The organism is Martinezella sp. CNPSo 3957 (assembly GCF_057784395.1).
The window spans coordinates 417,350-441,158 of sequence record NZ_JBXSOU010000004.1; the positions used below are offsets into that span (position 1 = coordinate 417,350).

The 23,809-nt window shown below is 58.1% G+C and carries 27 protein-coding genes and 1 pseudogene; 6 read left to right on the forward strand and 22 right to left on the reverse strand.

Annotated features, from left to right (window positions below; genetic code table 11):
* The first annotated feature begins 3 nt into the window (after positions 1-3).
* Entirely contained in the window at positions 4-528 is a 525-nt protein-coding gene (locus AC13QE_RS13320; RefSeq protein WP_488484031.1) for a flavin reductase family protein, read from the forward strand.
* Here AC13QE_RS13320 and AC13QE_RS13325 read toward each other — a convergent pair.
* Positions 520-1,683 (reverse strand): aminotransferase, encoded by a 1,164-nt coding sequence (locus AC13QE_RS13325; RefSeq protein ID WP_488484032.1) that lies wholly within the window; start codon positions 1,681-1,683, stop codon positions 520-522. The genes AC13QE_RS13320 and AC13QE_RS13325 overlap by 9 nt on opposite strands.
* Before the next feature lie 96 nt (positions 1,684-1,779).
* Here AC13QE_RS13325 and speB point away from each other — a divergent pair, with 96 nt between their 5' ends.
* Positions 1,780-2,835, forward strand: coding sequence for an agmatinase (speB, locus tag AC13QE_RS13330; protein WP_488484033.1), 1,056 nt, complete (start codon positions 1,780-1,782; stop codon positions 2,833-2,835).
* 154 nt (positions 2,836-2,989) lie between these two features.
* Positions 2,990-3,286 (forward strand): hypothetical protein, encoded by a 297-nt coding sequence (locus tag AC13QE_RS13335; protein WP_488484034.1) that lies wholly within the window; start codon positions 2,990-2,992, stop codon positions 3,284-3,286.
* Between the two features lie 88 nt (positions 3,287-3,374).
* On the opposite strand, the gene AC13QE_RS13340 is transcribed toward AC13QE_RS13335, so the two are convergent.
* Entirely contained in the window at positions 3,375-3,749 is a 375-nt protein-coding gene (locus AC13QE_RS13340) for a VOC family protein (RefSeq protein ID WP_015343562.1), read from the reverse strand.
* Between the two features lie 221 nt (positions 3,750-3,970).
* Positions 3,971-4,882 carry a LysR family transcriptional regulator gene (locus AC13QE_RS13345; RefSeq protein ID WP_488484035.1) on the reverse strand — a complete coding sequence of 304 codons (912 nt, stop codon included), beginning with the start codon at positions 4,880-4,882 and terminating at the stop codon, positions 3,971-3,973.
* 154 nt (positions 4,883-5,036) lie between these two features.
* Between AC13QE_RS13345 and AC13QE_RS13350 the strand changes: the two genes are divergently transcribed.
* Positions 5,037-5,885, forward strand: a complete 849-nt coding sequence (locus tag AC13QE_RS13350; RefSeq protein ID WP_488484036.1) for an alpha/beta fold hydrolase — start codon at positions 5,037-5,039, stop codon at positions 5,883-5,885.
* A 225-nt stretch (positions 5,886-6,110) separates the two neighbouring features.
* Here AC13QE_RS13350 and AC13QE_RS13355 read toward each other — a convergent pair whose 3' ends face one another.
* The 9 genes from AC13QE_RS13355 to AC13QE_RS13395 all read right to left on the reverse strand — a co-directional run bounded on the left by AC13QE_RS13355 (position 6,111) and on the right by AC13QE_RS13395 (position 14,906).
* A complete protein-coding gene (locus AC13QE_RS13355) occupies positions 6,111-6,566 on the reverse strand; it encodes a hypothetical protein (protein ID WP_488484037.1) in 456 nt (151 codons plus the stop codon).
* A gap of 103 nt (positions 6,567-6,669) precedes the next feature.
* Positions 6,670-6,858, reverse strand: coding sequence for a hypothetical protein (locus AC13QE_RS13360; protein ID WP_488484038.1), 189 nt, complete (start codon positions 6,856-6,858; stop codon positions 6,670-6,672).
* A gap of 86 nt (positions 6,859-6,944) precedes the next feature.
* The gene (locus AC13QE_RS13365) at positions 6,945-7,940 is read right to left on the reverse strand and encodes an aldo/keto reductase (protein ID WP_488484039.1); all 996 of its coding nucleotides are present in this window, start codon (positions 7,938-7,940) and stop codon (positions 6,945-6,947) included.
* A 274-nt stretch (positions 7,941-8,214) separates the two neighbouring features.
* Positions 8,215-9,114 carry a carbohydrate ABC transporter permease gene (locus tag AC13QE_RS13370; protein WP_488484040.1) on the reverse strand — a complete coding sequence of 300 codons (900 nt, stop codon included), beginning with the start codon at positions 9,112-9,114 and terminating at the stop codon, positions 8,215-8,217.
* 15 nt (positions 9,115-9,129) lie between these two features.
* On the reverse strand, positions 9,130-10,065 hold the full coding sequence (locus AC13QE_RS13375; RefSeq protein WP_041678257.1) for a carbohydrate ABC transporter permease: 936 nt from the start codon (positions 10,063-10,065) through the stop codon (positions 9,130-9,132).
* A 65-nt stretch (positions 10,066-10,130) separates the two neighbouring features.
* Positions 10,131-11,447: an ABC transporter substrate-binding protein gene (locus AC13QE_RS13380; RefSeq protein ID WP_488484041.1), complete on the reverse strand. Its 1,317-nt coding sequence runs from the start codon at positions 11,445-11,447 to the stop codon at positions 10,131-10,133.
* 154 nt (positions 11,448-11,601) lie between these two features.
* Entirely contained in the window at positions 11,602-12,669 is a 1,068-nt protein-coding gene (locus AC13QE_RS13385) for a sn-glycerol-3-phosphate ABC transporter ATP-binding protein UgpC (RefSeq protein ID WP_112335954.1), read from the reverse strand.
* Positions 12,670-12,838: 169 nt separating this feature from the next.
* Positions 12,839-13,582 (reverse strand): FadR/GntR family transcriptional regulator, encoded by a 744-nt coding sequence (locus AC13QE_RS13390; protein WP_132719096.1) that lies wholly within the window; start codon positions 13,580-13,582, stop codon positions 12,839-12,841.
* A 160-nt stretch (positions 13,583-13,742) separates the two neighbouring features.
* The gene (locus AC13QE_RS13395; RefSeq protein WP_488484042.1) at positions 13,743-14,906 is read right to left on the reverse strand and encodes a GGDEF domain-containing protein; all 1,164 of its coding nucleotides are present in this window, start codon (positions 14,904-14,906) and stop codon (positions 13,743-13,745) included.
* A gap of 187 nt (positions 14,907-15,093) precedes the next feature.
* Here AC13QE_RS13395 and AC13QE_RS13400 point away from each other — a divergent pair.
* Positions 15,094-15,218: pseudogene (locus tag AC13QE_RS13400) on the forward strand (amino acid ABC transporter substrate-binding protein); the annotation flags it as partial.
* Between the two features lie 75 nt (positions 15,219-15,293).
* On the opposite strand, the gene AC13QE_RS13405 reads toward AC13QE_RS13400, so the two are convergent.
* The 10 genes from AC13QE_RS13405 to AC13QE_RS13450 are packed head-to-tail and all read right to left on the reverse strand — an operon-like array spanning position 15,294 to position 22,657.
* Positions 15,294-16,328 (reverse strand): Gfo/Idh/MocA family protein, encoded by a 1,035-nt coding sequence (locus tag AC13QE_RS13405; protein ID WP_488484043.1) that lies wholly within the window; start codon positions 16,326-16,328, stop codon positions 15,294-15,296.
* Between the two features lie 5 nt (positions 16,329-16,333).
* Positions 16,334-16,783 carry a type II 3-dehydroquinate dehydratase gene (gene aroQ, locus AC13QE_RS13410; RefSeq protein WP_112335959.1) on the reverse strand — a complete coding sequence of 150 codons (450 nt, stop codon included), beginning with the start codon at positions 16,781-16,783 and terminating at the stop codon, positions 16,334-16,336.
* Between the two features lie 30 nt (positions 16,784-16,813).
* Positions 16,814-17,182 (reverse strand): 5-carboxymethyl-2-hydroxymuconate Delta-isomerase, encoded by a 369-nt coding sequence (locus AC13QE_RS13415; protein ID WP_488484044.1) that lies wholly within the window; start codon positions 17,180-17,182, stop codon positions 16,814-16,816.
* A 15-nt stretch (positions 17,183-17,197) separates the two neighbouring features.
* Positions 17,198-18,058: a shikimate dehydrogenase gene (locus AC13QE_RS13420; protein WP_488484045.1), complete on the reverse strand. Its 861-nt coding sequence runs from the start codon at positions 18,056-18,058 to the stop codon at positions 17,198-17,200.
* Positions 18,059-18,070: 12 nt separating this feature from the next.
* Complete coding sequence (locus AC13QE_RS13425) at positions 18,071-18,832, reverse strand: amino acid ABC transporter ATP-binding protein (RefSeq protein ID WP_112398945.1); 762 nt, start codon at positions 18,830-18,832, stop codon at positions 18,071-18,073.
* A 19-nt stretch (positions 18,833-18,851) separates the two neighbouring features.
* Complete coding sequence (locus AC13QE_RS13430; RefSeq protein ID WP_488484046.1) at positions 18,852-19,676, reverse strand: transporter substrate-binding domain-containing protein; 825 nt, start codon at positions 19,674-19,676, stop codon at positions 18,852-18,854.
* 44 nt (positions 19,677-19,720) lie between these two features.
* The gene (locus AC13QE_RS13435; RefSeq protein WP_015343583.1) at positions 19,721-20,371 is read right to left on the reverse strand and encodes an amino acid ABC transporter permease; all 651 of its coding nucleotides are present in this window, start codon (positions 20,369-20,371) and stop codon (positions 19,721-19,723) included.
* Between the two features lie 9 nt (positions 20,372-20,380).
* Positions 20,381-21,049 (reverse strand): amino acid ABC transporter permease, encoded by a 669-nt coding sequence (locus AC13QE_RS13440; RefSeq protein WP_112341966.1) that lies wholly within the window; start codon positions 21,047-21,049, stop codon positions 20,381-20,383.
* Positions 21,050-21,098: 49 nt separating this feature from the next.
* Entirely contained in the window at positions 21,099-21,920 is an 822-nt protein-coding gene (locus AC13QE_RS13445; RefSeq protein ID WP_488484047.1) for a sugar phosphate isomerase/epimerase family protein, read from the reverse strand.
* The gene (locus AC13QE_RS13450) at positions 21,920-22,657 is read right to left on the reverse strand and encodes a GntR family transcriptional regulator (RefSeq protein WP_112335964.1); all 738 of its coding nucleotides are present in this window, start codon (positions 22,655-22,657) and stop codon (positions 21,920-21,922) included. The genes AC13QE_RS13445 and AC13QE_RS13450 overlap by 1 nt, the downstream gene beginning before the upstream one ends.
* A gap of 252 nt (positions 22,658-22,909) precedes the next feature.
* Here AC13QE_RS13450 and AC13QE_RS13455 point away from each other — a divergent pair, with 252 nt between their 5' ends.
* A complete protein-coding gene (locus AC13QE_RS13455; protein ID WP_132719082.1) occupies positions 22,910-23,803 on the forward strand; it encodes a dioxygenase family protein in 894 nt (297 codons plus the stop codon).
* Positions 23,804-23,809 lie beyond the last annotated feature (6 nt).

The following is a 23,809-nucleotide window of genomic DNA, read 5'->3' on the forward strand; positions in this document are numbered from 1 at the left end:
CCAATGGGTGAAGAGGCTCTGATCAGCGATGCGGAATTCAGACTATCGATGCGTCATCTGGCCGGTGCGGTCAGCGTGATAACGGTCGGTGATAGCCAAGACCGCACCGGCTTCACCGCAACATCGGTTTCCTCATTTTCGGCTGATCGGCCTTCCGTCATCGTCAGCATCAACAGGACCTCTTCCTCCTGGCCGGCGCTGCAGCGGTATGGCTGTTTCTGCGTCAACGTGCTTGCGGCCGACCAACAGCACGTCGCGCAATCCTTTTCCGGCATTGGCGGACGCAAGGGCGCCGACCGCTACGAGGGTGCCGGGTGGTATCGCCTCAAGACAGGTGCCGCCGCACTTGAAAATGCCCTGACAGTCCTCGACTGCAAGCTCGAAACCGCATTCCATCACCATTCCCATGCCATTCTGATCGGGCATATCTGCGCGATGGAAATCCGGCGGGACGCCGGGCCACTGCTCTACTGGCAAGGCGGCTATCATGACCTTCCGGCGGCGGTTGATGAGCGCTGTCTAGCGTAGACGATCCGGCAATAACCTGATCGAGGCAACATCGACATTGGCAAAGGCAAATCTAAGATAGCGCTCCTGCCCCTGGCCGAAATATGCCCCGGGTATGCAGACCACGCCGCGTTCCCTCGCAAGTTCTTCGGCCACCTCGGACGACGATCGGCCCTCGAAAGGATGGCGAACAAAGGCGAAATAGGCGCCGATCGCTGCAATCTCCCAGCCAGCCAGCTCGGAAAACGCTCCCCTCAAGGCATTGGCACGACGGGTGATTTCCAGCCGGTTGCCGGCCCGCCAGTCGGCAAGGATAGGCAGAGCCGAGGCAACGGCGATCTGAGCCGAACGCGGGGCGCAGATCTGCATATTGTCCATGACCTTCGCGATCTCTGAAATGAGCCCAGGACCTGCCGTGACGGCACCGAGGCGATGACCTGGGATGCAGAAGGATTTCGAAAAGCTGTAGAGAAGAACGAGCGTATCCTCCCAGCCCGGCTCCGACAGCAGGGCGTGCGGCGGGCCGTAATCTTCGGCCAGGAAATCGCGGTAGGTTTCGTCAACAACCAGCCAGGCGCCATATTTTCGGCAGAGCCTGAAAAGCGCGTGAAGCAGCTCGGGCGGATAGACTGCTCCGGTAGGATTGTTGGGCGTAACGACGGCAAGCATCTTCACGCCGGCGGAAAGCGCGGCCTCAGCTAAACCGAGATCCGGAAGAAAGCCGGCTGCGGGATCGCAGTCGACCAGCATCCGCTCGATTCCCAGCATCGATAGCGTCGTGTCATGATTGAAATAGAAGGGATTGGTGAGCGCGACCGTATCGCCGGCGCCAGCAAGAGCAATCGCCGTGCACATGAACGCCTGATTGCAGCCCGCCGTGATATGGATGTTGCCGGCAGATATGTCCGCGCCGTAGATTTCTGCGACATGGGCGGCGTAGGCCTGCCGCAGCAAAGGCTCGCCCTCGATCGGGCCGTATCCCGTCATCGCCTGTTGTGCAGCCGTCTCGCCGAGAAGACGCAGCATTTCAGGATGCGCTGGATAGCCGGGAACTGCCTGCGACAGATCAATGAGTGGACCCTTCAATCCCTTGTATTCGCGACCCCAGGCAACGACGGAAGGGATGGGTGGAGGGGAGAGGCGGGCAACGAGCGAATTGGATTTTGCAGCGGTCATATCGATTTCTCTTTGATACCGATTGCTACAACGATACCAATTGCTTTCTCAACCTCTTTGTTGAGTGATACGGATCTCAAGTGGAGACGGATGCGCATGGTGTGGGACAAGATGCGGCTCGAACAGCTGCGCGCGGAATTTGCAGATAGCAATGGCGGCGAGATATTCGACGAGAAGTTTCGCAAAGTCGCGGAGAAGATCATCTCCAAGAGCGGCACGAGACTGGCACCATACGCCGGTGTGCCGACTTTCCTCAGCGCGCCCTACATGCAGGTCGCAGCCGACGAGCCGGATTTCGGCAATCTCCAGGTCGCGATCACGGGAATTCCGATGGATCTCGGCGTCACCAACCGCCCCGGCTCCCGCTTCGGACCACGCGCCCTTCGCGCCATCGAGAGGATCGGTCCTTACAACCATGTTCTGGGAACGGCGCCGGTCTTCGATCTTCGCGTTGCCGATATTGGCGACGTGCCGTTCCAGAGCCGCTACCGGCTGGAACTCAGCCACGACGATATAGAGAAGCGTATCGGCCAGATTGTCGACGCCGGCGTCGTGCCGCTCTCGGTCGGAGGTGACCACTCTATTACCCATCCCATTTTGAAGGCGGTCGGACGGAAGGAGCCGGTAGGCCTCATTCATATCGATGCGCACTGCGACACCAGCGGCGCCTTCGATCAGACGAAGTTTCATCATGGCGGACCGTTTCGCAACGCCGTGCTGGACGGCGTGCTCGATCCGACAAGGACCATCCAGATCGGCATCCGTGGTTCGGCGGAATATCTATGGGAATTCTCCTATAAGTCGGGAATGACCGTGATCCACGCGGAAGACCTCAGCGGAATGGGGATGGAAGCCGTCATTGCCAAGGCCAAATCCATCGTCGGTGACGGCCCGACCTATCTCTCCTTCGACATCGATAGCCTCGATCCAAGTTTTGCGCCCGGTACGGGCACGCCCGAAGTCGGCGGGTTGACGACGCGCGAGGTTCTTGAACTGATACGCGGGCTGAAGGGTATAAATCTCGTCGGTGGCGACGTCGTCGAGGTTGCTCCCCAATATGACGCGACGACCAACACCGCACATGCCGGAGCTCAAGTGCTCTTCGAGATCCTGAGCCTCATGGTGTTCAGTCCGTCGATCGGCAACCGCTGAGCATTGTGTTCAGCGAAAGACAATTTCGCTGCATAGGCTGGGTTTTCATGGCGATACGGAACAGACAACAGTGTGTCGCCATCGATCCTCCTGGAACGCATGTCGAATTCTGTTGTCGCGACGTCTTTGAGTCAGTGGACATTGGGGTGACGCGATGAGTGATACGTTGGTCTGCATCTCATGCGGACTAGACAAGACCGAATCGATCGTCCACGGAGGCTCATACATACTTCGATGCGCCGCTTGCGGCGAAGCAATCGTCGCAACGTCGTTCATGGCGATGCTCGATTCCGAACACGACTGGGCCGCCTTTATCGATGCGGGTCCTGGAAAAGTCCCCCAACCCGAGGCGCTCGTCGCGCGTGGACCGCTTCGTGAGATATCGACGGCGATCAAGGTCTCGGCACGTGACGGAAATCAGATACGCCTGATCCCCGAAAGAAGGGGTTGACCACTATCGGCGTGATGCTGCCATGACAGAGATCCGCTCGAACTCGACATTATTGTGGCTGTCCACCAGGCACGGATTGACGCCTATTTCATTTCGTCGGCTGAGATCGCGCGGACAATTTATTGCCGTCAGGATCGCGAAGATATGCGACGAATGCTCCGTTCGGACGCTCGGAGGGCGGGCTTTCGATTGCCATGCCACCATGCGCGACACCAGCGGCATGCCACGCCAGAACGTGGCCGGGGCTCGCGGCGGCTATACCGATAGTCCCACCGTTGGCCGCGGTCGCCGGCTTGCCATCGATCGGTTTCGTAATCATCAGCCGACCACCCTCGTGGATATAGACCAGCCTGCCTCGCTCATCCATCTCGCCGGGATTGCCACCTAATGCAGCGAACGTGGCGTCGTAGAAACTTCTGGCTCGCTCCAAATCGTTGCTGCCGATCATGACGTGAGTGAACATGCTTCATCTCCGGTAAATACCCAATAGGTCTCATCCAATGCCACCCCAACCTCGCTACGGGCCAGCCGCAAAGCTCCCGATTGAGGGCCATATCCTGCTCATTTTGCTTATCTCGGCGATGAAGTCGAGGCCATTATGGCCCAGTTATTTCGGCTGCCGATCATGATGATGGGATAATCTGCAGTTGATGAAAATAGAACTCGCGCGCCCAGGTGGCGCCTCTAGGCGTAAAGTGCCTTATCCGCAAATCGGGAATGCGTTTGGATGTAGTGCCAGAGTCGGTTGGCGACGGGTCCGTGCGGGCGGTCGCGGCGGCGTGCCGCCACAAGGTCGATATCCATGCCCGGGAAATGCTGTCCCGTGATGGAGAGCAGACGTCCGTCACGCAACTCCTCCTCGATCATGAAGCGGGGCAGATGCCCCCATGCCATGCCGCGAAGGACGATCTCCTTCTTCATCGCGTGATCGGCAACCGTGCATTGCGGTGCCCCCTCGACCACGTAGAAACTGGGTTTTGCAATATCGCGCGCCGTGTCTCGGATGATACATTGGGTCAGCCCACGCATTTGTTCGGGAGTGATCGATCGCGAGGGTGCGAATGGCAGGAAGCCGGGAGCTACCACCGGCACGAAGGAGATCGCACCAAGATCGATCCATTCGAGCCGCGGATCGGATTTATCGATCCAATGGAGGATCAGGTCGGCTTCGTCTTCGAAAAGCCGCTCGGATGGTCCACCGATCGTCTCGAAATGCAGATCGAGCCGCGTATTCGCACAGCCGGCGAAGAAGCCGCCCAGCAATTGCAGGCCATCATGCAACGGGCAGGTGTCGCCAAGGATCACGCGCAGATGCGTCTCCTCTCCCATCGTGAGCTGACGGGCATGCACCCTTAGCGCTTCCATTTCGCCGAGCAGGGCCTGCGCCTTGCGATGAAAGGAGCGACCCGCTTCGGTGAGATCGACGCGATAGCCGGTACGATCGAGGAGGACGACGCCGAGATTGGCCTCAAGCTTGGCGATCGCTGCAAACACGGCCGTATGCGACCGGTTCAACACGGAGGCTGCCGCTTGAAAGCCGCCTTCGCGGACCACCGCATCGAAACATTGGATTTCCTGGAGCGTGAATGGCTGCATTGTAGATTCTATTTACAATGACTTTCCAATCTTTTCAATTTTTTTGGAAGGAAGAGAGAATTAGCGTCGGACTGTTCTCGACCCCGCCCCGCTTTCCGGAACCAGGTTCTGCGGCGATGCGGCAGGTGCCAACAACAAGAGAAGGACCATATCGATGACGAATAATTCCGCGGAACTCGCCACGCTCAATTCCGAAGACCCGGCCGCCCTGTCGTTCTTCACCACCGGCGATGGCGTCCGGATCGCCTACAGGATCGATGGGCGAGACGACCGCCCGGCATTAATCCTTGCCAATTCCATTGCAACCACTCTGCAGATGTGGGATCTCCAGATTCCCAAATTCGCCGAGCACTTTCAGGTCATCCGCTATGATTACCGCGGTCATGGCGGCTCGGACGTGCCGGCTGGCGCCTATTCCGACGGAAGGCTCGGCCGCGACGTGCTGGAGCTGATGGACTGGCTCGGGATTGAGAGAGCGCATTTTCTTGGCCTGTCCCTCGGCGGCTGGGTCGGCCAATGGCTTGCCATTCACGCACCGGAACGGATCGACCGCCTGATCCTCAGCAATACCTCTTCCTACCTCGGCCCCGCCGAAACCTTCGACAGGTCGATAGCCGCAACACTCGCCGCGCCGGACATGAGGGAAGCCGCGGAGACCTTCCTCGGCAACTGGTTTCCGAAAGCGATGATTGCGGCGAACGGACCGGTTATTCGCCAGTTTCGAGAGATGTTGCTGAACATATCGCGCCAAGGCCTTGCCGGCCTATTTGCCGCCGTACGCGATGCCGACATGCGCCGCACGAGCGCCCTCATCCAGAGCCCGACGCTCGTAATCGCCGGCGAGTTCGACACTGTGACATCGCATGCCATGGGTGAAGCAATCGCCACCACGATCCCCGGAGCAAAGCTGAAAACCTTTCCGTCTGTGCACTTCTCTAATATCGAGTTTGCGCAAGCCTTCAGCGAAGAGGTGGTGGCGTTTCTCAACCAAAAATCCGACTGAGGTCCTGGCAGAACCGAGACAAGCATCGTCTGCGGAATCCATGCAGGCGGCGCTTGTCCAGATCAGCATCTCGCCGACTTCGTTGTCGCCTACAACTTCGGTCGCCGACCCAGGACAACCCAGCGCCTCACATTACCTCCAACCCATAGACCAGCCTCTGTCGGACTAAGAAATGTCGGTTCGCAAACATAGTTCGGGATTCACAGGCGATCGTTAGCCGGCCGCCTAATCATATTGTTCGCCATGACCGATCTGCTCGCGTACAACATCGCTGATGGCCGGATCTTCGGCGGGATCAGGATCGGCGGCGCTGGCTTTCTCGAGGAACCGTCCTGCCTCGAGGATCGCGACAACAATTTCGCGCGTGCTCCAGCCCGCTTCATTCGCCGATGCGACCAGACTGTCCAAAGCATCGCGCACGGCAGTCTGTGCTTCCTTGGCGCGATCAGCCTCTATGTTAGTGGTTGGTGAAGGAAATACACGATTTGCAGCGTCGTGACCGACCACGGGTTTTAACGCTTCACGGTCGCCAGTACCTGGGCCGCCATCCGAGGGAGAGACCACGACATCAAGATCATCCGAAAGTTTGGTCGCCTGGCTGGCGTTCATGATGCCCATCGGCACCGCTTCGCCCTTGTCCGTCCTCACCTTCACTTCAACGATCTTCTTTTTCTCGGTCATGGCAGTCTCCTTCAAGGGGAAACTTCCCGCGCTGTCGTCGGTTCCATTGGGCGGCACCCGATCATGTGCACAGAGCGATGACTATGGCGGTCCCAGCAGGGCTTCAAAGCGATCGAACGACCTCCACAAGACGCTTCATATCGGTGGGTTTCCCGAGATTGGGCACCTTGGCGAAAACATCATGCCGGGCAAGTTCGGCCGGATCGCTCGCACTGGCGAGGACGAGCGGGACGCCCCATGACTTTAAAAGGAGAGCGACAGGCGTGATCTTCTCGCCACTGACCATTGCCAACCGGCTCAGCCGCCGGATGGCGAAGGACGAGTTTTTGGGAATATGTGATACCGACGATCCGCCTCTCGGCATATGTATGGACCGCTCTACAAGCCGGCCAACGCTTGATCGATCGCCGCCATCACATCTGCTCGCAACGATCCCTTTGCCAGAGCACCGGCGTTTTCCTCGACTTGGGCAACCGTACGGAAGCCGGGAATTGGCAGCGTGCGGGGCGAACGCGCCCATAACCAGGCAAGCGCACCCTGCGTAAGCGTGCGTCCGTCCTCGGTCAGCAGATTGCGGACCGCCTCTAAGCGAGCAGCAAATTCAGGCGCGATCCTGCCGTCTTTGAAGTAGACCATCCAGTCAAGGCTTGCACCGCGCACATCCTTCTCGCCGATAGCCTTGTCAGGCGTGAACTTGCCGCTAAGAAGCCCCATGGCAAGCGGACCGCGATTGATGGAAATCAAGCCGTTGCGCTCGATGACATCGATCATCGCCGGAACCGGCTCGAAGACGTTCATCGTATGTTGAACCGAGACGAACCCTCCGCGATGCACATGACGTGCCGCACGATCCGGGTGGTCAGTGCTCCAGCCGAACGCGTCAATCTTGCCTTCAGCCTTGAGCGTTTCGAGTGTCTCAAATACCTCGTCAGACGCTTCAAGCGGAAAATCGTTGAGATGGAACTGCAGCAGATCCAGACGATCGCGGCGCAGACGGCGCAAGGATGTCTCGGCGGACCGCCGGATAAAGGCGGGATCGGAGAAAGCGCCTGTCGCCTGCTTGGTCTTCTCGTCCGTCGCGAAGCCGAATTTGGTGGCGATGATGACATCGTCGCGATTGCCGAGCGCTCTGCCGACCACCTCTTCAGAATGCCCGGCCCCGTAATTCGAAGCAGTGTCGAAGAAGCGAATGCCGAGATCCACCGCCCGGTCGATAGCGCGGATCGATTCATCGTCATCGACTTCGCCCCAGCCGAGAGGCACGTCGCCAGCGTAAAATGGTCCACCGATTGCCCAGCATCCCATGCCAAGGCGTGGGATTTCCCGGTCATTCCAGAGCGTTATTGTGGTCGCCCTATCGGCTTTGGTCAGCATGTCACCCTCCACGATCATCCACCGTTGCAAGCAGACATAGGCAGAGATCCCCGAGTGATAAACAGCCAAATCTGCAGGGTGTTTTTCATTCATGAAAAGCATTTGGCTCGATCGGTCCGAGGGGCGACACAACCAAGACAGACCGCCGGTGTTTAATGGTTATGTCGAACGAAGCCTTCACCTTGTCTGGCAACGATATCGGAGCGATGGCCTGAAGCCAGAAAGCCCCGAGGAAGCGGACCGCTGCATCAGCGATCCGCCGTGGCGGTATTCGTCATTCCTTCACGGCACCGGTCATCGACGAAACGTAGTAGTCGACGAAGAAAGAGTAGAGGATGACGACCGGCAGTGAACCGAATAATGCACCTGCCATGAGCGACCCCCACTCGAAAACATCGCCGCGAACCAACTCCGTCAGAACACCGACCGGGATCGTTTTGTTTTCCGACGATTGAATGAAAGTGAGCGCATAGATGAACTCGTTCCAGGACAGCGTAAAGGCGAAGATACCGGCCGAGATCAGCCCGGGTACCGCCAACGGCAGAATAATTTTGACAAGGATCTGCCAGCGGCTGGCGCCATCGACCAGTGCGCTTTCTTCCAGCTCAAAGGGTATCGACCTGAAATAGCCCATCAGCAGCCAAGTGCAGAATGGAATGAGGAAGGTTGGATAGGTGAAGATGAGAGCAAGTCTGGAATCGTAAATTCCCAGCTTGAAGACGATGAAAGCCAAGGGGATGAATAGGATCGAAGGCGGAACGAGGTAGGCCAGAAAAATCAGCAGCCCGATCGAACGGGAGCCGGTAAAGCGCACGCGCTCGATTGCGTAGGCGCCAAAAATTGACGCCAGCAGCGACAGCGCCGTCGATCCCACCGCCACCAATATCGTATTCCAGAGCCAGCCTGGATAGGAGGTCTCAAAGAACAGGTACTTGATGTGATCGAGCGTCGGCTGCACGACCCAGAAGGGGCTGTAGTTATTGTAGTCGGTCAACTGTGCGTTCGGCTTGATCGCCGTTATGGCCATCCAGTAGAAGGGAAACAGAAGAACGAAGACAAAGACCGCCATCGGCAGATAGAGCATGACGATACGGCGAGGCAGGCGGTTCAGATAGCCCATGCCTTGGATGTCGTCGGTCAGAACGGCATTCGCCGTTTCGGTTTTTATGGTCATGACATTCTCCCGATCTCAGTCCTGTCCGCCCTGCTGCCATTTGCGGCGCTGCAGACCGAAGAAGCTGAACATGATGGCGGCAAGCAGGAAGGGGATCATTGCCACAGCGATTGCCGCACCTTCGCCGAGCTGACCGCCCGGAATGCCGCGCTGAAAAGAAAGTGTCGCCATCAGATGCGTCGCGTTGACCGGCCCGCCCTTGGTCAGCACATAGATCAACTGGAAATCCGTGAATGTGAACAGCACGGAGAACGTCATCACGACGGCGATGATCGGCGTCAACATCGGCAGCGTTACATACCGGAAACGCTGCCAGCTTGTGGCGCCATCAAGGGACGCCGCCTCCTGCAGCGAAGCGGGAATCGTCTGCAGGCCGGCAAGCAGCGAGATCGCGACGAAGGGAATGCCGCGCCAGACATTGGCGATGATCACCGAGATCCGTGCATTGGTCGGATCGCCGAGGAAATTGATCGGACTATGGATCAGGCCAATTTTCATCAGGGACCACGAGATAATGGAAAACTGGGAGTCGTAGATCCACCAGAATGCCAATCCCGAAAGTACCGTCGGCACGACCCAGGGCAGGAGCACGATTGCCCGGAAGAAGGATTTGAACGGGAGGTGCTGATTGAGAAGCAGCGCCAACCAAAGGCCCAGCACGAATTTCAGGACGGAAGCTACGAAAGTGTAGAGCAAGGTATTGAAGACCGACAGCCAGAAGACGGAATCATTGGCCAGATATTGATAATTCTCCAAGCCGATGAAACTGCCGGCGCGTCCGATCCGCGTGTCCGTGAAGCCAAGCCAGACCCCAAGTCCCAGTGGGTAGGTGAGAAAGCAAACCAGAAAGATGGCTGCCGGCAACATGAAGAGAAAGCCGAGCATATTGTTGTTCTGCATGAGCGATCTGATTGGGCCGCGCGTCGTATCGCCGGATGTCACGGTCGACATGGCATTATCTCCTGATGAACGGTCGCAGCATGCCGGCGCCGGCATGCTGCAGATCTTCTGGGGGATCAAACCTTGTAATAACGGTTTGCGCGCCGCTCAGCCTCTTTCATCGCATCCTCCGGCGTCATCTGGCCGGTTACGGCAGCCGCGAACATGTCGACGAGCACGTAATCGGCCATCACACCTGCCGAAGCATAGCCCAGTGGACCGGCATAGCCGTTCGGGCGCAGCGTTTCCGAGGCGCGTGCATAGGGTGCGTGGACGGGATCGGCGGTCCAAACAGGATTGTTGGCAAAGGCCTTCAACGGTTGGCAGCAATAGGCGCTCGATCCTTGGATCCAGGCGTTCATCTGGTCGCCTTCCATCATGAACTTGATATAGGCCTTGGCTGCTTCCGGATATTTGGTATGGCTGAACAGGACCAGCGAGCTCGTCTGGTGCAGTTCGACACTCTTGCCGACCGGGCCGATCGGGAAGTTTGTGGTTCTGATATCGGCCGCGATTTCGGCAAGCTTAGGGTCTTTTTTAGCGGCATAGTAGACGGAAACGCCGTTTGCGATCAGCGATACCTGCCCGGCAAGGAAGGCCCGGTTGTTGTTGATGTCCTGCCAGCTTTCCGTGCCGGGGATGAAGGTTGCATAAAGGGCTTGCGCATAGTGGATGGCCGCCAGCGTTTCAGGGCTGTTGATGGTCACCTTGCCGCTTTCATCCACCATCTTGCCGCCATGACTCCAAAGCAGCCAATGGGCGTAATTGTTGCCGTCACCGACCGCCTTGCCATGCGGGAAGCCGGCGGGCGTGCCTTTCGCCTTCATGGCCTTGCAAAGCTCAAGGAACCCCGCGGTATCCTTGGGGAATTCGCTGAAACCGGCGGCCTTTACATGGCTGTCGCGATAAACGACGGCGTTGCCGATCGCCGTCAGCGGCATGGCGATGAACTTGTCGCCGCGGGTTGCATAACCGCGCACGCCGTCATACCAGCCGCCGTATTTATTGCCGAGATAGGTGGCGAGCTCCGTCAGGTCGACGAGTTTGTCAGGATACTGATGAGCATCGTCGAACCAGCACATCACCATGTCAGGCCCGGAACCGACATTGGCGGCGACGGCGGCCTTCGGTCGGATGTCTTCCCAGCTTTCCTTGTCAACACGAACCTCGACACCCGTCGCCTCGGTGAACTTCTTGGTATTGGCAAGCCAGGCATCCTCGTCTCCCTTGACGAAGGGTGTCCAGCGAAGCAGCCGGAGACTTGCGCCCTTTTCGGGCGTGTAGCCGGGTTCGGCTTGGGCGAAAGATGGGCGTATTCCGAGCGGCGCGAGGCCGGCGATACCGGCGGCGGCCGCCGCCGATGCGGCTAGAAAGTCACGTCTCTTGAATGGCATGATACTCCTCCTTTGAAAAACGGGAGCAAATTCCCCCGGCGCCCACCTTCCCGTTTGGTGAACGACGACTATCGCATTCGAACCGGCCGAATGCTTCCGCATCGATGGGTGAGCAGGAAGACTCCTCTTCTTCCGGCTCCGCGCCGAAGCGGCATCAAATCGTCAATCTCTGACCGCTTTCGGCGTCGAAGAGATGGACATGCGGCACATCGATGGAAATGCGCAGCGTATCGCCGGGCTTGGCATTGATCCTCTCCCGGAAGATGCAGTTGACATCGCTGCCGCCAAACCGAACCGTCATCTGCGTTTCATAGCCCGTCGGTTCGATCACGATGATTTCCGCGGGAAGCCCCTCGGGGTCGAGCGTGATGTATTCCGGACGCAACCCATAGACGAGGTCGCGCGCCCTGGCGCCAGCGGGCGGATTTGCGATGGGCAGGACAGTTCCGTCCGACGCGATGAACCGACCATCGCTCTCCGTATCGAGGCGGCCTTTGATCATGTTCATCGCCGGCGAACCAATGAAGCCCGCGACGAAAAGATTGGCAGGCGTGTCGTAGAGATCCAGCGGCTTTCCCACCTGCTCCACGACGCCGTCATGCATGACGACGATCTTGTCGGCCATCGTCATGGCCTCGATCTGATCATGCGTGACGTAGACGGTCGTGGTGCCGAGACGTTGGTGAAGCTCCTTGATTTCGGCGCGCATGGCGACCCGGAGCTTGGCGTCAAGATTGGAAAGTGGTTCGTCGAAGAGGAAGACCTGGGGATCGCGCACGATCGCGCGGCCCATGGCGACACGCTGGCGCTGACCGCCGGAAAGCTGGCGGGGATAGCGGTCGAGAAGTTTGGTCAGACCCAGGATTTCCGCCGCCTTCTTGACACGCTGATCCATGTCCGCTTTCGGCGCGCGTTTGAGCATCAGCGAGAAAGCCATGTTCTGGGCCACCGACATATGCGGATAGAGCGCATAATTCTGAAACACCATGGCTATGTCGCGGTCGCCCGGGGCCATTCCATTGACCACGCGATTGCCGATACGGATCTCGCCGGCGGAAATATTCTCGAGCCCGGCGAGCATTCTGAGAAGCGTGGACTTTCCGCATCCGGACGGTCCGACGAGGATTACGAATTCCCCGTCCGCAATATCGATATTCACACCCTTGATAACCGGGAACGCCCCGAATGATTTCCTGACATCGACAAACTCGACACCTGCCATAAAAGTCCCTCCCAGAACCTTTTACCTGCCTGATTTGCGATCAGCCCTCCTCCGAGGCACGAACCGCCAGAATGCATTAATCCGACTTCGATGTCCTATCCCCCGCCGCCAACCGGCATCTTTATCTCTCTCACGTGCATCTCAGCCATATCTCCTCATACTGGCCAGATCAGACCGAATTGCCGCTTGCCAGTTGAACCTTGGTCGTGTCGTAAATACGCGTCAGATGATGCTCGAACGCCGCGACGACGGCATCTTGGTCATGGCGAGTGAGCGCCTCAAAAATCGCCAGATGATCGCTGTAGCTCGCCTCGACGGCACCCGGCTTAGCCATGGCGTGGCGGCGGTAATTCATCATGTAAGTGTATAAATCGGTGACGAAGGCGGCGAGGAGCGGATTTCCGCAGGCCCGATAGATGGCCACGTGGAATTCGCGGTCGCAGATCAGGAAACGCATCGCATCGTCGCCCCCGAGACGCTGGGCCTCCAAGAGCGCCTGCAGCTTTGCCAGGGTGACGTCATCGATGCGCTCGGCGGCGTCGCGGACGACCTTGAGTTCGATATGAAGACGGGCAGCGTGGACGGATTCCAGATCATAGCCGTCGATTGCATTGGGAGAGGCGATCGTCACCGTAATATGGCTGAGATCGACCTCACAGACGCGGCTGCGGCTGCCATGCGAAACTTCGATAATGCCCTGAGCGGCGAGCGCCTGAATAGCGCCACGCACCGTTTCGCGGCTGACATGAAGAACGTTGGCCAATTCACGCTCGCCCGGCAGCTCGTCGCCCGGTCGCAACATGTTGGTGGCGATCAGGACCATCAGCTTCTCGGCGATGACATCACGCGCCGTTCGGCGGGCGAGACTCCGCGCGATATTCGGCACCTCTGTCAAGATCGGACTTTCGTCCATAGCGCCCCCCGGTCCACTGGTTGGTCCAGCAGATCAGTTAATTAAAGATCGTTGAGGAAATCCGTCAAGACAATTTCGTTGCCGCAACCAACGGTACGATGGGCTAGGTCTTGATTCCACAATTAACCCGATCAAAAAGCGCTGCCGCCTCGGTCTTGCGTTAAGCCAATCGCAGGCGGTTTTGCGGAACTGCGTCGAGGTCAGCGTCGCATATGCGATTTCGTCCCGCAGCTTTCGCCAGATACAGTGCTCGGTCAGCCTCCCGACAAAGGCTCGCAAGTTCAGTCCCGTGGAAAGCTCTTGCAACCCCGCCACTTATCGTCACCGTAATCTCGGGATCAAGTGTAGGAAAGCGGAGTTCGGCCACGGTCTTGCGGATTCGCTCCGCGTAAAATAACGCGTCCCCCGCCTTTGCCGGAAGGAAGACGATAAACTCTTCTCCCCCTTGGCGCGCTAGCAACGCCCCTTTCGGTAAGGTTGACTGCATCGCCTGCGCCATCGTTGAAAGAACCTCGTCGCCCGCTGCATGCCCCCAGCGATCGTTCAATTGCTTGAAATGATCTATATCCAGAAAAAGAACCGCGTCTCCCGGATGTGGCTGGCTAGGCGCGTTTGCGTTAAAAAAGCGACGATTGTAGAGGCCTGTGAGGTGATCGCGGTCAGCAAGGTTTTTAATCTTGGCATGCTGACGCTCGCTGATGAAGATCACGATTGCAATCGCAAGCACGAACTTGGAAATGATCATTAGTAGGAAGCCGTTAGCCACATCGAGCACAGGAAAGGACCTGGAGGAGAATTCCAGCGCCATAATTAACGAAAGCAGACTGGCGGCGGCAAGCAGTCCTACAATCCACCTGCGGATCGGCAGCGGCTCACGATATGCATCCCGAAACACGACAACAGCAGTGGCAGCCATCGTCAAACAACCGAGAACCGTGAAAGTTGTCGCCCGGTAGGTGTTAGTCAGATGGAATGCTGTGATCAATCCAGCCGCCAAAGTTCCGATTGCTGGCAGGAATACAAGCCATGGGTTGATTTTACGATCGGGATCGCTGATCAGGACAAAGGCCAAGGCAAGAAGGCAATACCCCAAAACCGCAAGCACGATATTGACGAGACTTAGAAGGCCGTAAAGTGCTGGATAAAGCTCTGCATACCCCGCCAGTGTCGATCCCGCCGCAAGCACTATAAAGCTCGCTGCGAGAAGCCCGACCCCACGGCTTTCCGCCGAGGTGAGCCGCAAATAACCTAAAGTCAAAGCGCCAGCAATATAGGACGTTTTCTGCAAGAAGAGGACAGTCGGAAGATCAAGTTCGTTGGTCATTCAACACCAAGGGGTCATTCGTCAGCACCGCAATATCCAGTATTCTTGAATTTTTTGCGAATATCCCAAGAGGAATGGAATTTTGTTCTAATTCTGAGGGCTTTCTGGAATTACAATTGATGTGACGCGCGATCTCGCGTCGGCCCTCGTCGGTTAGGCGGGGCGATCGCATATGAACTGACGTAGGTTCACTGGCCAGGAATTTTCCGCCCCGCTGCCGTCGGTTGCTAATCGGCGCTTCGACATCGCTGTGGCTGTGATCGGAGCGACCGAGGCAGGCAAGAGAAGGTCGATTTCCCTGATGGCTATCTCACTTACACGCCTTTTGCGGCGAGGAGCTATTATGGAACAGCTATGCGTTTTCTCGCCGCTTGCCTTCACTGCTGGCTAGAGGACGATGCGTCCTCCCATCGCGGCCGACCGTTTGACGGCCTCAATGACTTTCAATGTCTCCAAGCCTTCCCGGCCGCTGACTAAAGGAGCTTCCTCGCCCCGGATGACGCTGCAGAACTGACGGATCTGCATGACAAGCGGGTCCTCGTTTTCGAATGCGGCCCTGTCGCGCTCAAATGCCTCGGTCCAGCTTCGCTTCTCGGCATTGCTCCATATTTCCAGCGACGGCACGGCCAGAGATCCGTGTGTTCCGCCGATCATGTAGCAAATCTCCCGAGTTTTCGGATAAGCGGGATTTTCTCCCGTCGTCATCTCCCAACTCCATGGCGCGACAACGGAATCGGACACGGAAGCAGTACCGAGAACACCGCTTTTGAACTCGATGAGGATAACAGCGGTTTCCTCGACGGCATTGCCTCGCACAGCGTTGGATTCACGCGCCTGTACCGCGTTTATATCGCCGCAAAGGAAACGGAGGTTGTCGATATCGTGAATTAGGTTGAGGAAGACCGGCCCCGCTCCACGCTCTCGCCGCCAGGGGATGTCAAAGTATTCGTCCGGCTTGAACAGCCAGAACATCGCATTCACGATCAGGATCCGACCGAGCGTCCCGCTGTCGATGATCTCCTTCGCTTTCTGCATCATCGGATTATGCCGGCGGTGATGTCCCGTCAGCAGCGCCACGCCTTTGGCCTCAGCCATTTGCACAAGCTTCTCGCCGGCAGCGATATCGTCCGCGATCGGCTTTTCGATCAGCGCCGGGACGCCCGCCTCCACCGCTTCCAACCCATTTTGAACATGCACCTGGTTCGGCGTCGCGATGATCACTCCGTCGGGGCGCTCGGAAATCATCATGTCGGCAAAACTGGGGAACCATCTGACACCAGCCTCACTCGCGATCGCCTGGCCGACTGGCGTGGGATCCACAACTGCCATCAGCTCTGCCGCGGGCTCTTCCATCACGTGCTTGATATGACGCTTGCCGATCAGCCCCGCCCCAAGGACTGCCAGCTTGACCCGGGTCGCCATCGCTATCAGTCCTTCTTCGCAGTCTTGAGCATGGTCGCAACTCTGCGGATGCCGAGTTGATAGCCTTCGGTGCCGAGACCAGCGATGACGCCGTCGGCCCGGTGGGACACGAAGGAATGGTGGCGAAAGCTCTCGCGCTTGTGAACGTTGGAGATGTGGATCTCGATGACGGGGCCCTCGAAGGTATTCAGTGCATCGAGGATAGCGAGCGAAGTGTGCGTGAACGCGGCCGGGTTGATGACAATGCCGGCGCCGTCCTCGCGTGCCTGGTGGATCCAGTCGATGATCTCGTATTCGCGATTGCTTTGATGGAAACGGATCTCGTGCCCCAGTTCCGACGCCAACTTTCGGCAGTCCGCCTCGACGTCAGCCAATGTCTCGTGCCCGTAGATATGTGGTTGGCGCTTGCCGAGGAGGTTTAGGTTTGGGCCGTTGAGAACGTAGATGATGCTCATTGCATTTATCCTTGTTGGGCGTTGCCTTGATCAAGCGAACGCTATGTCCTGAAATGCGAAATTTGGGTCGGATTCGTAGAGATCTGCACGAAGCCCGAGCCGGCCGGTTTCCAGTGCGGAAGCCGCGACGGCACGCGCAGCTTCGAGCACCGATTTCAGCAGCTCTCGTTTGACCTCCGCAGGACGGCCTGGGGCCATGCGTACAATTATCTGTACAAAGTGGTTGTCGGGATGCTCGTCCCCGACGCAGGAGACGGTGGCTTCTCTAGCGAAGGTGCGCACCACGGTTGGCTTAACCAGCCCTCCGTCGCGGACCCGGCGATGAACAGCGTGGGTCAGCTCTTCGATGGCGACGCGTTTCGCTGCGCCTCGGCTGTAGTCGATGATAATATGCGGCATGGAGTAGTCCCCCGATCAGGCTGTTACCCTGCATAGCTCGTCGAAATGGCGCGACATTCGTTCAGTATCGGGCGACAGGCCTGTGAAAAGCTCGAAAGCTGCGGCCGCCTGAAACACGGTCATTCCTCCGCCTGGGAGCGTTCGGCACCCCTTCTGCTTTGCCAACGCAAGGAGCTCGGTCACCAAGGGCATATAGACAATATCCGCCACCCAGTGATGATGCTGTATCCAATCGGGATCTATCGGGAGCCCCGGATGGCTTGGCATACCGGTCGGCGTGGCGTGGATCAAGCCATTCGCGGTGGCGAGCGCAGCACCGACGTCCCGGACCGACCTCGCAACCTCTCCTGAAAATCTCTCGTTGAGCTGGTCGGCGAGCGTGGAGGCGCGGCGCTCGTCCTGATCAAAGATCGAGAGTCTTTCTATGCCGAGTTTCACGGCAGCGTGCGCAACGGCCACCCCAGCACCACCAGCGCCGAGCAGAACAGCATGAGCCTTCGCGACGTCGGGCAAGCCGCGCTCGAAATTCTTGTAGAAGCCATACCAGTCGGTGTTGTGTCCGATCCGCTCGCCGTTGCGAAGCACGACCGTGTTTACGGCCCCAAGCATCTTAGCGTCCTCGGACAGGCGGGTCAGGTGAGGCAGCACGGTCTGTTTGCATGGATGGGTGATGTTGGTTCCGGCAAAGCCGCGGCTTTCCAGTTCGCTCAAGAGATCTGGCAGCGCGGAAGCAGGCAATCCGCGCTCCGTCAGGTCCACGAGCTCGTACTCGTAATCAAGCCCCAGGTGGCGCCCTTCCGTTCTATGGAGCGCCGGCGACTTTGACATCTGGATGTCGGCGCCGATGAGGCCGACCAGAAATTTGTTGTTGTCCATGTCTCTGCCCGATCAGTGATGCGCAAGGATTTCGCCGAGAAATGCCTTCGTCCGTTCATGCGTGGGGTTCTTGAAGAAGGTTTCGGGCTCCGCCTCCTCGATGATCTCTCCGGAAGCCATGAAAATGACCCTGTCAGCGACTTGCCGGGCGAAGCCCATTTCATGGGTCACGCAGATCATGGTCATGCCGTCTCTTGCGAGGCCGATCATGGTGTCGAGAACCTCTTTGACCATTTCGGGATCCAAGGCGGATGTGGGCTCGTCGAAAAGCATCGCTTTCGGCTCCATGCACAGGGCACGCGCGATGGCGACGCGCTGCTGCTGTCCGCCGCTGAGTTGTGCCGGATACTTTTCCGCCTGATCGAGGATACGGACGCGCTCGAGATATTTTCGTGCCAACTTCTCTGCGTCGGCACGGCTTGCGCCCCGCACTCTCATGGGTGCAAGCGCGCAGTTTTGCAGAACGGTCATGTGCGGGAACAGATTGAAGTTCTGGAAAACCATTCCGACTTCACGTCGAATGGCGTCGACCGCCTTGGCGGTGCCGTCCAGAAGTTGACCTTCCACCACGATCTTGCCGCCCTGGATCAGTTCAAGAGCGTTGATACAGCGGATCAGGGTGGACTTGCCGGAACCGGACGGTCCGCAAAGAACGATCTTCTCTCCCTTGCGAACCGACAGATTGATGTTCTTCAGGGCATGGAAGGCGCCGTACCATTTCTCCACTTTATCAAGGGATATCAAGGTCGACTGATCGTTGGGGGAATTGAGCACGGCGCCCTCCATTTATGCTTTACTTGACCGTAAACGGGATGTTGGGGATGGATTCAGGGAACTTGGGAAGATCGATTGCCATCCACTTCTTGGTGATGGCTGCGAGTTCGCCATTGCCCTTGATCTTGTCGAGGAAGGCGTTGACGGTCTCATTCCAGTCCTTCTCGCCGAGCCGCGTTCCCACGCCGTTGTAAGTCGTCAGGAAGTCGATCTTTCGTTCATACGTGCCGGCACTGGCTGCATCGAGCCTCTGCCCGTAGAACTGATTGCCACCCACTGCCTTTACCTGTCCGGAAATCAGGGCCTGGATAGTGGCCGCGTCATCGTCGAAGCGGCGGATGGTGGCCTTCGATCCGACCGCGTCGGTTACGGCCTTGTCCTGCGAGCTGGACTTCGGCACGCCTATTTCCCAACCAGCCACATCGGCCGGTGATTTCACGGCGTCGGCTTTGGCGGCATAAAGCGAAATCGTGTTGGCCGCATAAGGTTTGCTGTACTGGATTGCCTTGGCGCGCTCTTCCGTCATTGCCATCGTTGCGAAGAGAATATCGACTTTGCCGGTCGTCAGCGCGGGGATACGGTTCGCTACCGCGAGCGGTTGGAACTGGACTTTCACGCCGAGCTCCTTGGCGAACAGCGTCGCCACATCGGCGTCGAAGCCGTCCTGTTTGCCGCTCGAGTTCACAAAGCCCCAAGGCGCATTGTCGCCTTGAATGCCCACGACGAGTGTTCCCTTCGACTTGATCTCCTCAACAGATGCCGCGGTGGCTGCCGCAGCGCCAATGGCGGCGAAGGTAGCGGTCGCCAGCGCTAGGCCGAGAAATTTCCGACGATTGGTATTCATTGCACTTTCCTCCTCTTGTGCTGTTTACTTCTCCCGAAGCAGGTTTAGCGGGCGGCTTTTGCCATCCGTTTCTCAAGGCCGCTTCCGACGTGGGAAAGAGGCCAGCAAATCATGAAGTAGATTATTCCGACGATCCCGAAGACGAGCAGCGGGCGGTAGGTCTGGTTCGATATGATCTGGCCAGCCCGGGTCAGCTCGATGAAGCCCACGATCGCAGCAAGCGACGTCCCCTTAATGAGCTGCACGAGAAAGCCGATGGTCGCCGGCATCGAAATCTTCAAAGCCTGTGGCAAAACCACGTCCTTCATTCGGGAGACGTAATGCAGGCCAAGAGCGTTCGCGGCTTCGGTCTGTCCTTTGGGAACGGCTTCAATCGAACCGCGCCATATCTCGCCGAGGAAGGCGCTTGCATGGAGAGTGAACGCGATCGCAACAGCGACCCAGGCGTTGACGTCGATGCCAAGCAAGGCAACGCCGTAGTAGACGACAAAGAGCTGCATGAGGAGTGGTGTGCCCTGGAAGAGCGCGATGTAGCCGGATGATGCAAGCCGGGCGAACTGATGCTTGGACGTGCGCGCAAGCGCGATCAAAATGCCGAACACGCCTCCGCCGATGAAACCGATAACCGCCAGCAATACGGTCCATTTCAGACCTTGCAGGATGAAGAACAGCTCATTTTCGCCGATGGGACCCATGAGCGCCTCCTATCGAGTCGGATAGTTGAAGTAGGAACGGGAGATTAGGGCGAAGATTCCCATCATCAGGCTTGAAATGACCAGGTAGATTGCGGTCACGGTGAAGTAGACTTCGAAGCTTCGGAACGTGTCTGACTCGATGCGCTGCGCCGCGGAAGTCAGCTCATAGGCGGCGATCGAGGTGCACACCGACGTGGTCAAGGTCAGCATCACGAACTGGCTCGTCAAAGAGGGGTAGATCGCTCGCAGTGCCGGCTTCAGAACGATGAGCCGGAAGACGTCGGCCTTGTGCAGCCCGAGCGCAAAACCGGCTTCGATCTGTCCCTTGTTGATGCTCTCAACGCCGCCGCGGATGATCTCGATAGCGTAGGCGCCTCCGTTGATCCCCAGCGCGATGATTGCGGTGACCGTCGGGTTCAGGCGGATGCCCATAAGCGGGAGGGCGAAGTAGATGAAGAAGATCTGCACCAGGAACGGCGTGTTGCGGACGACTTCGACGAACGCGATCACCGGAGCGCGAACCCACGCGGTCTTCGACGTTCTTGCAGCAACGCCCAGGATTCCGATCACGAGAGCGAGCAGCATCCCGGCGAAGGCGAGACCCAACGTTCCGAGCGAACCCCAAAACAATTCCGGGGCGCGGTCGAAGACCGCGCCAAAATCAAACCTGTAACCCATCTGTTGGCTTCCTCCCTTCGGCGCGGCTCTCGCCTCGCCGGCGCCGCAATCACTGACCCGGCTTAAATATTCGTAAGGCCCCTTCGAACAGGCGTTTCAAATGCTCCTCCGCGTCTGCCGAGCCTGAAAGGGGTACTTCGACCGAGACCGATGCTGCCCCGTTGACTATTGCGACCAGTTCGCCCAAGGGCAATTCGCCCTCGCCAGGGGCAAGACGCTTGCCTCGGGCTTCAGCGATCATGGCCTCCGCCGTGCTCGGAGCGGGTCCGATGACGTCGCACAACTGAATGTGCTTGACCCTGTCGATCTCGGCGCGCAGCGACGTCAACGTTCCGCCGTTCCTGAAGAAATGAACTCCATCAACGAGTGCGCCGGCATTGGACGCGCCGCTCGATTTCAGGAGATTGACGCTGTCAGCGAAAGTCCTGACCGTCCGCCATCCCATGTTCTCGATATCGACTGCCAATCCGTAGCCGCTTGCAAGGCTGCAGAATTCGGTGAAGTTCGACTGCAGCCTGCTCCGCTCCGGATCGTCGCCGCACACGCTTAGACGCTGGGCCCCGATGTTGGCAGCCGCCGCCACTATGGGCTCCAGAGACGAGGCGTTGAACGATGGGTCGATGACAAAGAACTCGATATCGAAGACCTCGAGCGCTTCGCCGCGCAATACGGCTTTCAATTCTTCCGCTGAGCGGCCGCCTACAGGCAGCTCGTAATATGGCGCTCCAGGAAATGCCGGGTTCAGCCTCAATCCAATCCTGGAAAAGCCCGCCCCCGCCGCGGCCTTCGCAAAATCGCTCGGCGCCAGGGAGATGGCGGAGAAGTGCGCTGCGCCAATCTGTTGCTCTGATTTCGATCCAGACGTCACCATCACACGATCCCTTTCGTCGCGAGATGATTTCGAAGGTTCGTTCCCGTGCGGTGGATGTGCTGTCGGAGTTTCTCGGTGGCGTATTCGATATCCCGCGCGACCGCTCCTTGCGCGATCTCGCTGTGCTCCTGCCCGACGTTCCGGTCGCCGGAAGTCCTGATGAGGAAGACCCGGCGGTATCGGTCATTCAAGTTCAGCAAGAGGCCGCAGAAATGCAGCAGAAGCGGTTTGCCGCAACCGGAAATGAGCGTGAGATGGAATTCCCGGTGAAGAGTTTCCCATTGCTCGAGCGTCTCAGGTCGTGAGGCATCTCGTTCCGTGCGGTTCAGGCGATGGAGCGAGCGCATTATATTGCCCTCCCACTCGACATCGCCGATACGCATGGATTCCCGCAGTGCGAAGACTTCGAGCTCTTCGCGCAGCGTCGTGATTTCTTCCAGATTCGCCAGCGAGATCGGAGCTACGCGATAGCCGCGATTGTCCTGAAACTCCACCAGGCCGTCGGAGATCAAGCGGGCAAGCCCCTCCCTCAGAGGGCTTAAGCTGACGTTGAACGTGCGGCGCGCCTTGTCGAGATTGATCTTGCTGCCGGCTTCCAGTTCACCAGAGATGATCGCCTCGCGCAGCCGCGACGCCAACTGGCTTCCGATAGTGTTCTTGCCATCATCGGAAAAACCCGCGGACGCCGTCTCCTCGTCTGTCATTGGCGCAGAGGCGCTGTCGTCGGTCGAGCTCATCCCTACTCCCTGACAATTCTGATCAACTGTCGATGATCGATATGATAAACGATTATTTATGTCAACGAGAAAGCGAAGAAGAGCCCGTTTTGTAGCTAAAACTCGATCGCCTCTAGGATTTAATATAATATATTCAGTACTTTAATACAGTATTGAGCAAATTTTCTTCCCGCCAACCGAAAAAGTCGTCGCAACATTCATTGACAGATAATCGATTATTTTTAATAGTCAGCGCCAGTGGGAGGTACCCTTATGGCCATAAAAACTGAAAGCGAGTTGACGCCTGCCGTCCTCGCGGTGATGAACAAAACCGAGGATCCACGTCTGCGAGAAATCCTCATGGCAATGGTGAAGCATCTCCATGCATTCGTGCGCGAGGTGAGATTGTCCGAAGTCGAGTTCCGCGAAGCCACGGCGATACTCAACGAGATCGGACAACTGCAGACGGACAGCCACAACGAGTTTGTTCTCATGGCCGGATCTCTCGGCGTGTCCTCGCTGGTTTGCCTTTTGAACAACGGCGACGGCGGCCAGACGGAGACGTCGCAGTCTCTTCTTGGCCCGTTCTGGCGGCTGAACTCTCCCCGTGTCGAAAACGGCGGCACGATCATCCGCTCCGACACGCCAGGCACGCCGCTCTATGTCCGCGCCAGGGTCGTAGACCGGGACGGCAGGCCGATCGCGGGTGCCGAGGTCGATGTTTGGCATGCTTCTCCTGTTGGGCTCTATGAGAATCAGGACCCCGATCAGGCTGAGATGAACCTTCGGGGCAAGTTCACCACGGACGCCGACGGCCGCTTCTGGTTCAGTACCGTGAAGATGGTCGGATACCCGATCCCGGTCGATGGCGTCGTCGGCCGACTGCTAAAGGCGCAGGGACGTCACCCGTACCGACCAGCGCATCTTCACGCCCTGATCTTCAAGCAGGGATACAAGACGCTGATTTCCCAGGTCTTCGATCCAAGCGATCCCAACATCGATTCCGACGTTCAGTTTGGAGTGACGGCAGCCCTGACCGGCGACTTCGTCCGCCATGACGAACCGCATCCGTCCGAACCCGGCATCGAGGGACCCTGGTTCTCGCTCGACTACACCTACGTCATGGAGCCCGGCGAAGCCGTGCTGCCGCGCCCGCCAATCAAATAACCAACG

What these genes read in the sequence shown, in the direction of transcription:
- AC13QE_RS13320 (WP_488484031.1), top strand. Translation starts at nt 4, where the DNA reads ATGGGTGAAGAGGCTCTGATCAGCGATGCGGAATTCAGACTATCGATG.
- AC13QE_RS13325 (WP_488484032.1), bottom strand. Translation starts at nt 1,683, where the DNA reads ATGACCGCTGCAAAATCCAATTCGCTCGTTGCCCGCCTCTCCCCTCCA.
- speB (WP_488484033.1), top strand. Translation starts at nt 1,780, where the DNA reads ATGGTGTGGGACAAGATGCGGCTCGAACAGCTGCGCGCGGAATTTGCA.
- AC13QE_RS13335 (WP_488484034.1), top strand. Translation starts at nt 2,990, where the DNA reads ATGAGTGATACGTTGGTCTGCATCTCATGCGGACTAGACAAGACCGAA.
- AC13QE_RS13340 (WP_015343562.1), bottom strand. Translation starts at nt 3,749, where the DNA reads ATGTTCACTCACGTCATGATCGGCAGCAACGATTTGGAGCGAGCCAGA.
- AC13QE_RS13345 (WP_488484035.1), bottom strand. Translation starts at nt 4,882, where the DNA reads ATGCAGCCATTCACGCTCCAGGAAATCCAATGTTTCGATGCGGTGGTC.
- AC13QE_RS13350 (WP_488484036.1), top strand. Translation starts at nt 5,037, where the DNA reads ATGACGAATAATTCCGCGGAACTCGCCACGCTCAATTCCGAAGACCCG.
- AC13QE_RS13355 (WP_488484037.1), bottom strand. Translation starts at nt 6,566, where the DNA reads ATGACCGAGAAAAAGAAGATCGTTGAAGTGAAGGTGAGGACGGACAAG.
- AC13QE_RS13365 (WP_488484039.1), bottom strand. Translation starts at nt 7,940, where the DNA reads ATGCTGACCAAAGCCGATAGGGCGACCACAATAACGCTCTGGAATGAC.
- AC13QE_RS13370 (WP_488484040.1), bottom strand. Translation starts at nt 9,114, where the DNA reads ATGACCATAAAAACCGAAACGGCGAATGCCGTTCTGACCGACGACATC.
- AC13QE_RS13375 (WP_041678257.1), bottom strand. Translation starts at nt 10,065, where the DNA reads ATGTCGACCGTGACATCCGGCGATACGACGCGCGGCCCAATCAGATCG.
- AC13QE_RS13380 (WP_488484041.1), bottom strand. Translation starts at nt 11,447, where the DNA reads ATGCCATTCAAGAGACGTGACTTTCTAGCCGCATCGGCGGCGGCCGCC.
- AC13QE_RS13385 (WP_112335954.1), bottom strand. Translation starts at nt 12,669, where the DNA reads ATGGCAGGTGTCGAGTTTGTCGATGTCAGGAAATCATTCGGGGCGTTC.
- AC13QE_RS13390 (WP_132719096.1), bottom strand. Translation starts at nt 13,582, where the DNA reads ATGGACGAAAGTCCGATCTTGACAGAGGTGCCGAATATCGCGCGGAGT.
- AC13QE_RS13395 (WP_488484042.1), bottom strand. Translation starts at nt 14,906, where the DNA reads ATGACCAACGAACTTGATCTTCCGACTGTCCTCTTCTTGCAGAAAACG.
- AC13QE_RS13405 (WP_488484043.1), bottom strand. Translation starts at nt 16,328, where the DNA reads ATGGCGACCCGGGTCAAGCTGGCAGTCCTTGGGGCGGGGCTGATCGGC.
- aroQ (WP_112335959.1), bottom strand. Translation starts at nt 16,783, where the DNA reads ATGAGCATCATCTACGTTCTCAACGGCCCAAACCTAAACCTCCTCGGC.
- AC13QE_RS13415 (WP_488484044.1), bottom strand. Translation starts at nt 17,182, where the DNA reads ATGCCGCATATTATCATCGACTACAGCCGAGGCGCAGCGAAACGCGTC.
- AC13QE_RS13420 (WP_488484045.1), bottom strand. Translation starts at nt 18,058, where the DNA reads ATGGACAACAACAAATTTCTGGTCGGCCTCATCGGCGCCGACATCCAG.
- AC13QE_RS13430 (WP_488484046.1), bottom strand. Translation starts at nt 19,676, where the DNA reads ATGAATACCAATCGTCGGAAATTTCTCGGCCTAGCGCTGGCGACCGCT.
- AC13QE_RS13435 (WP_015343583.1), bottom strand. Translation starts at nt 20,371, where the DNA reads ATGGGTCCCATCGGCGAAAATGAGCTGTTCTTCATCCTGCAAGGTCTG.
- AC13QE_RS13440 (WP_112341966.1), bottom strand. Translation starts at nt 21,049, where the DNA reads ATGGGTTACAGGTTTGATTTTGGCGCGGTCTTCGACCGCGCCCCGGAA.
- AC13QE_RS13445 (WP_488484047.1), bottom strand. Translation starts at nt 21,920, where the DNA reads ATGGTGACGTCTGGATCGAAATCAGAGCAACAGATTGGCGCAGCGCAC.
- AC13QE_RS13450 (WP_112335964.1), bottom strand. Translation starts at nt 22,657, where the DNA reads ATGAGCTCGACCGACGACAGCGCCTCTGCGCCAATGACAGACGAGGAG.
- AC13QE_RS13455 (WP_132719082.1), top strand. Translation starts at nt 22,910, where the DNA reads ATGGCCATAAAAACTGAAAGCGAGTTGACGCCTGCCGTCCTCGCGGTG.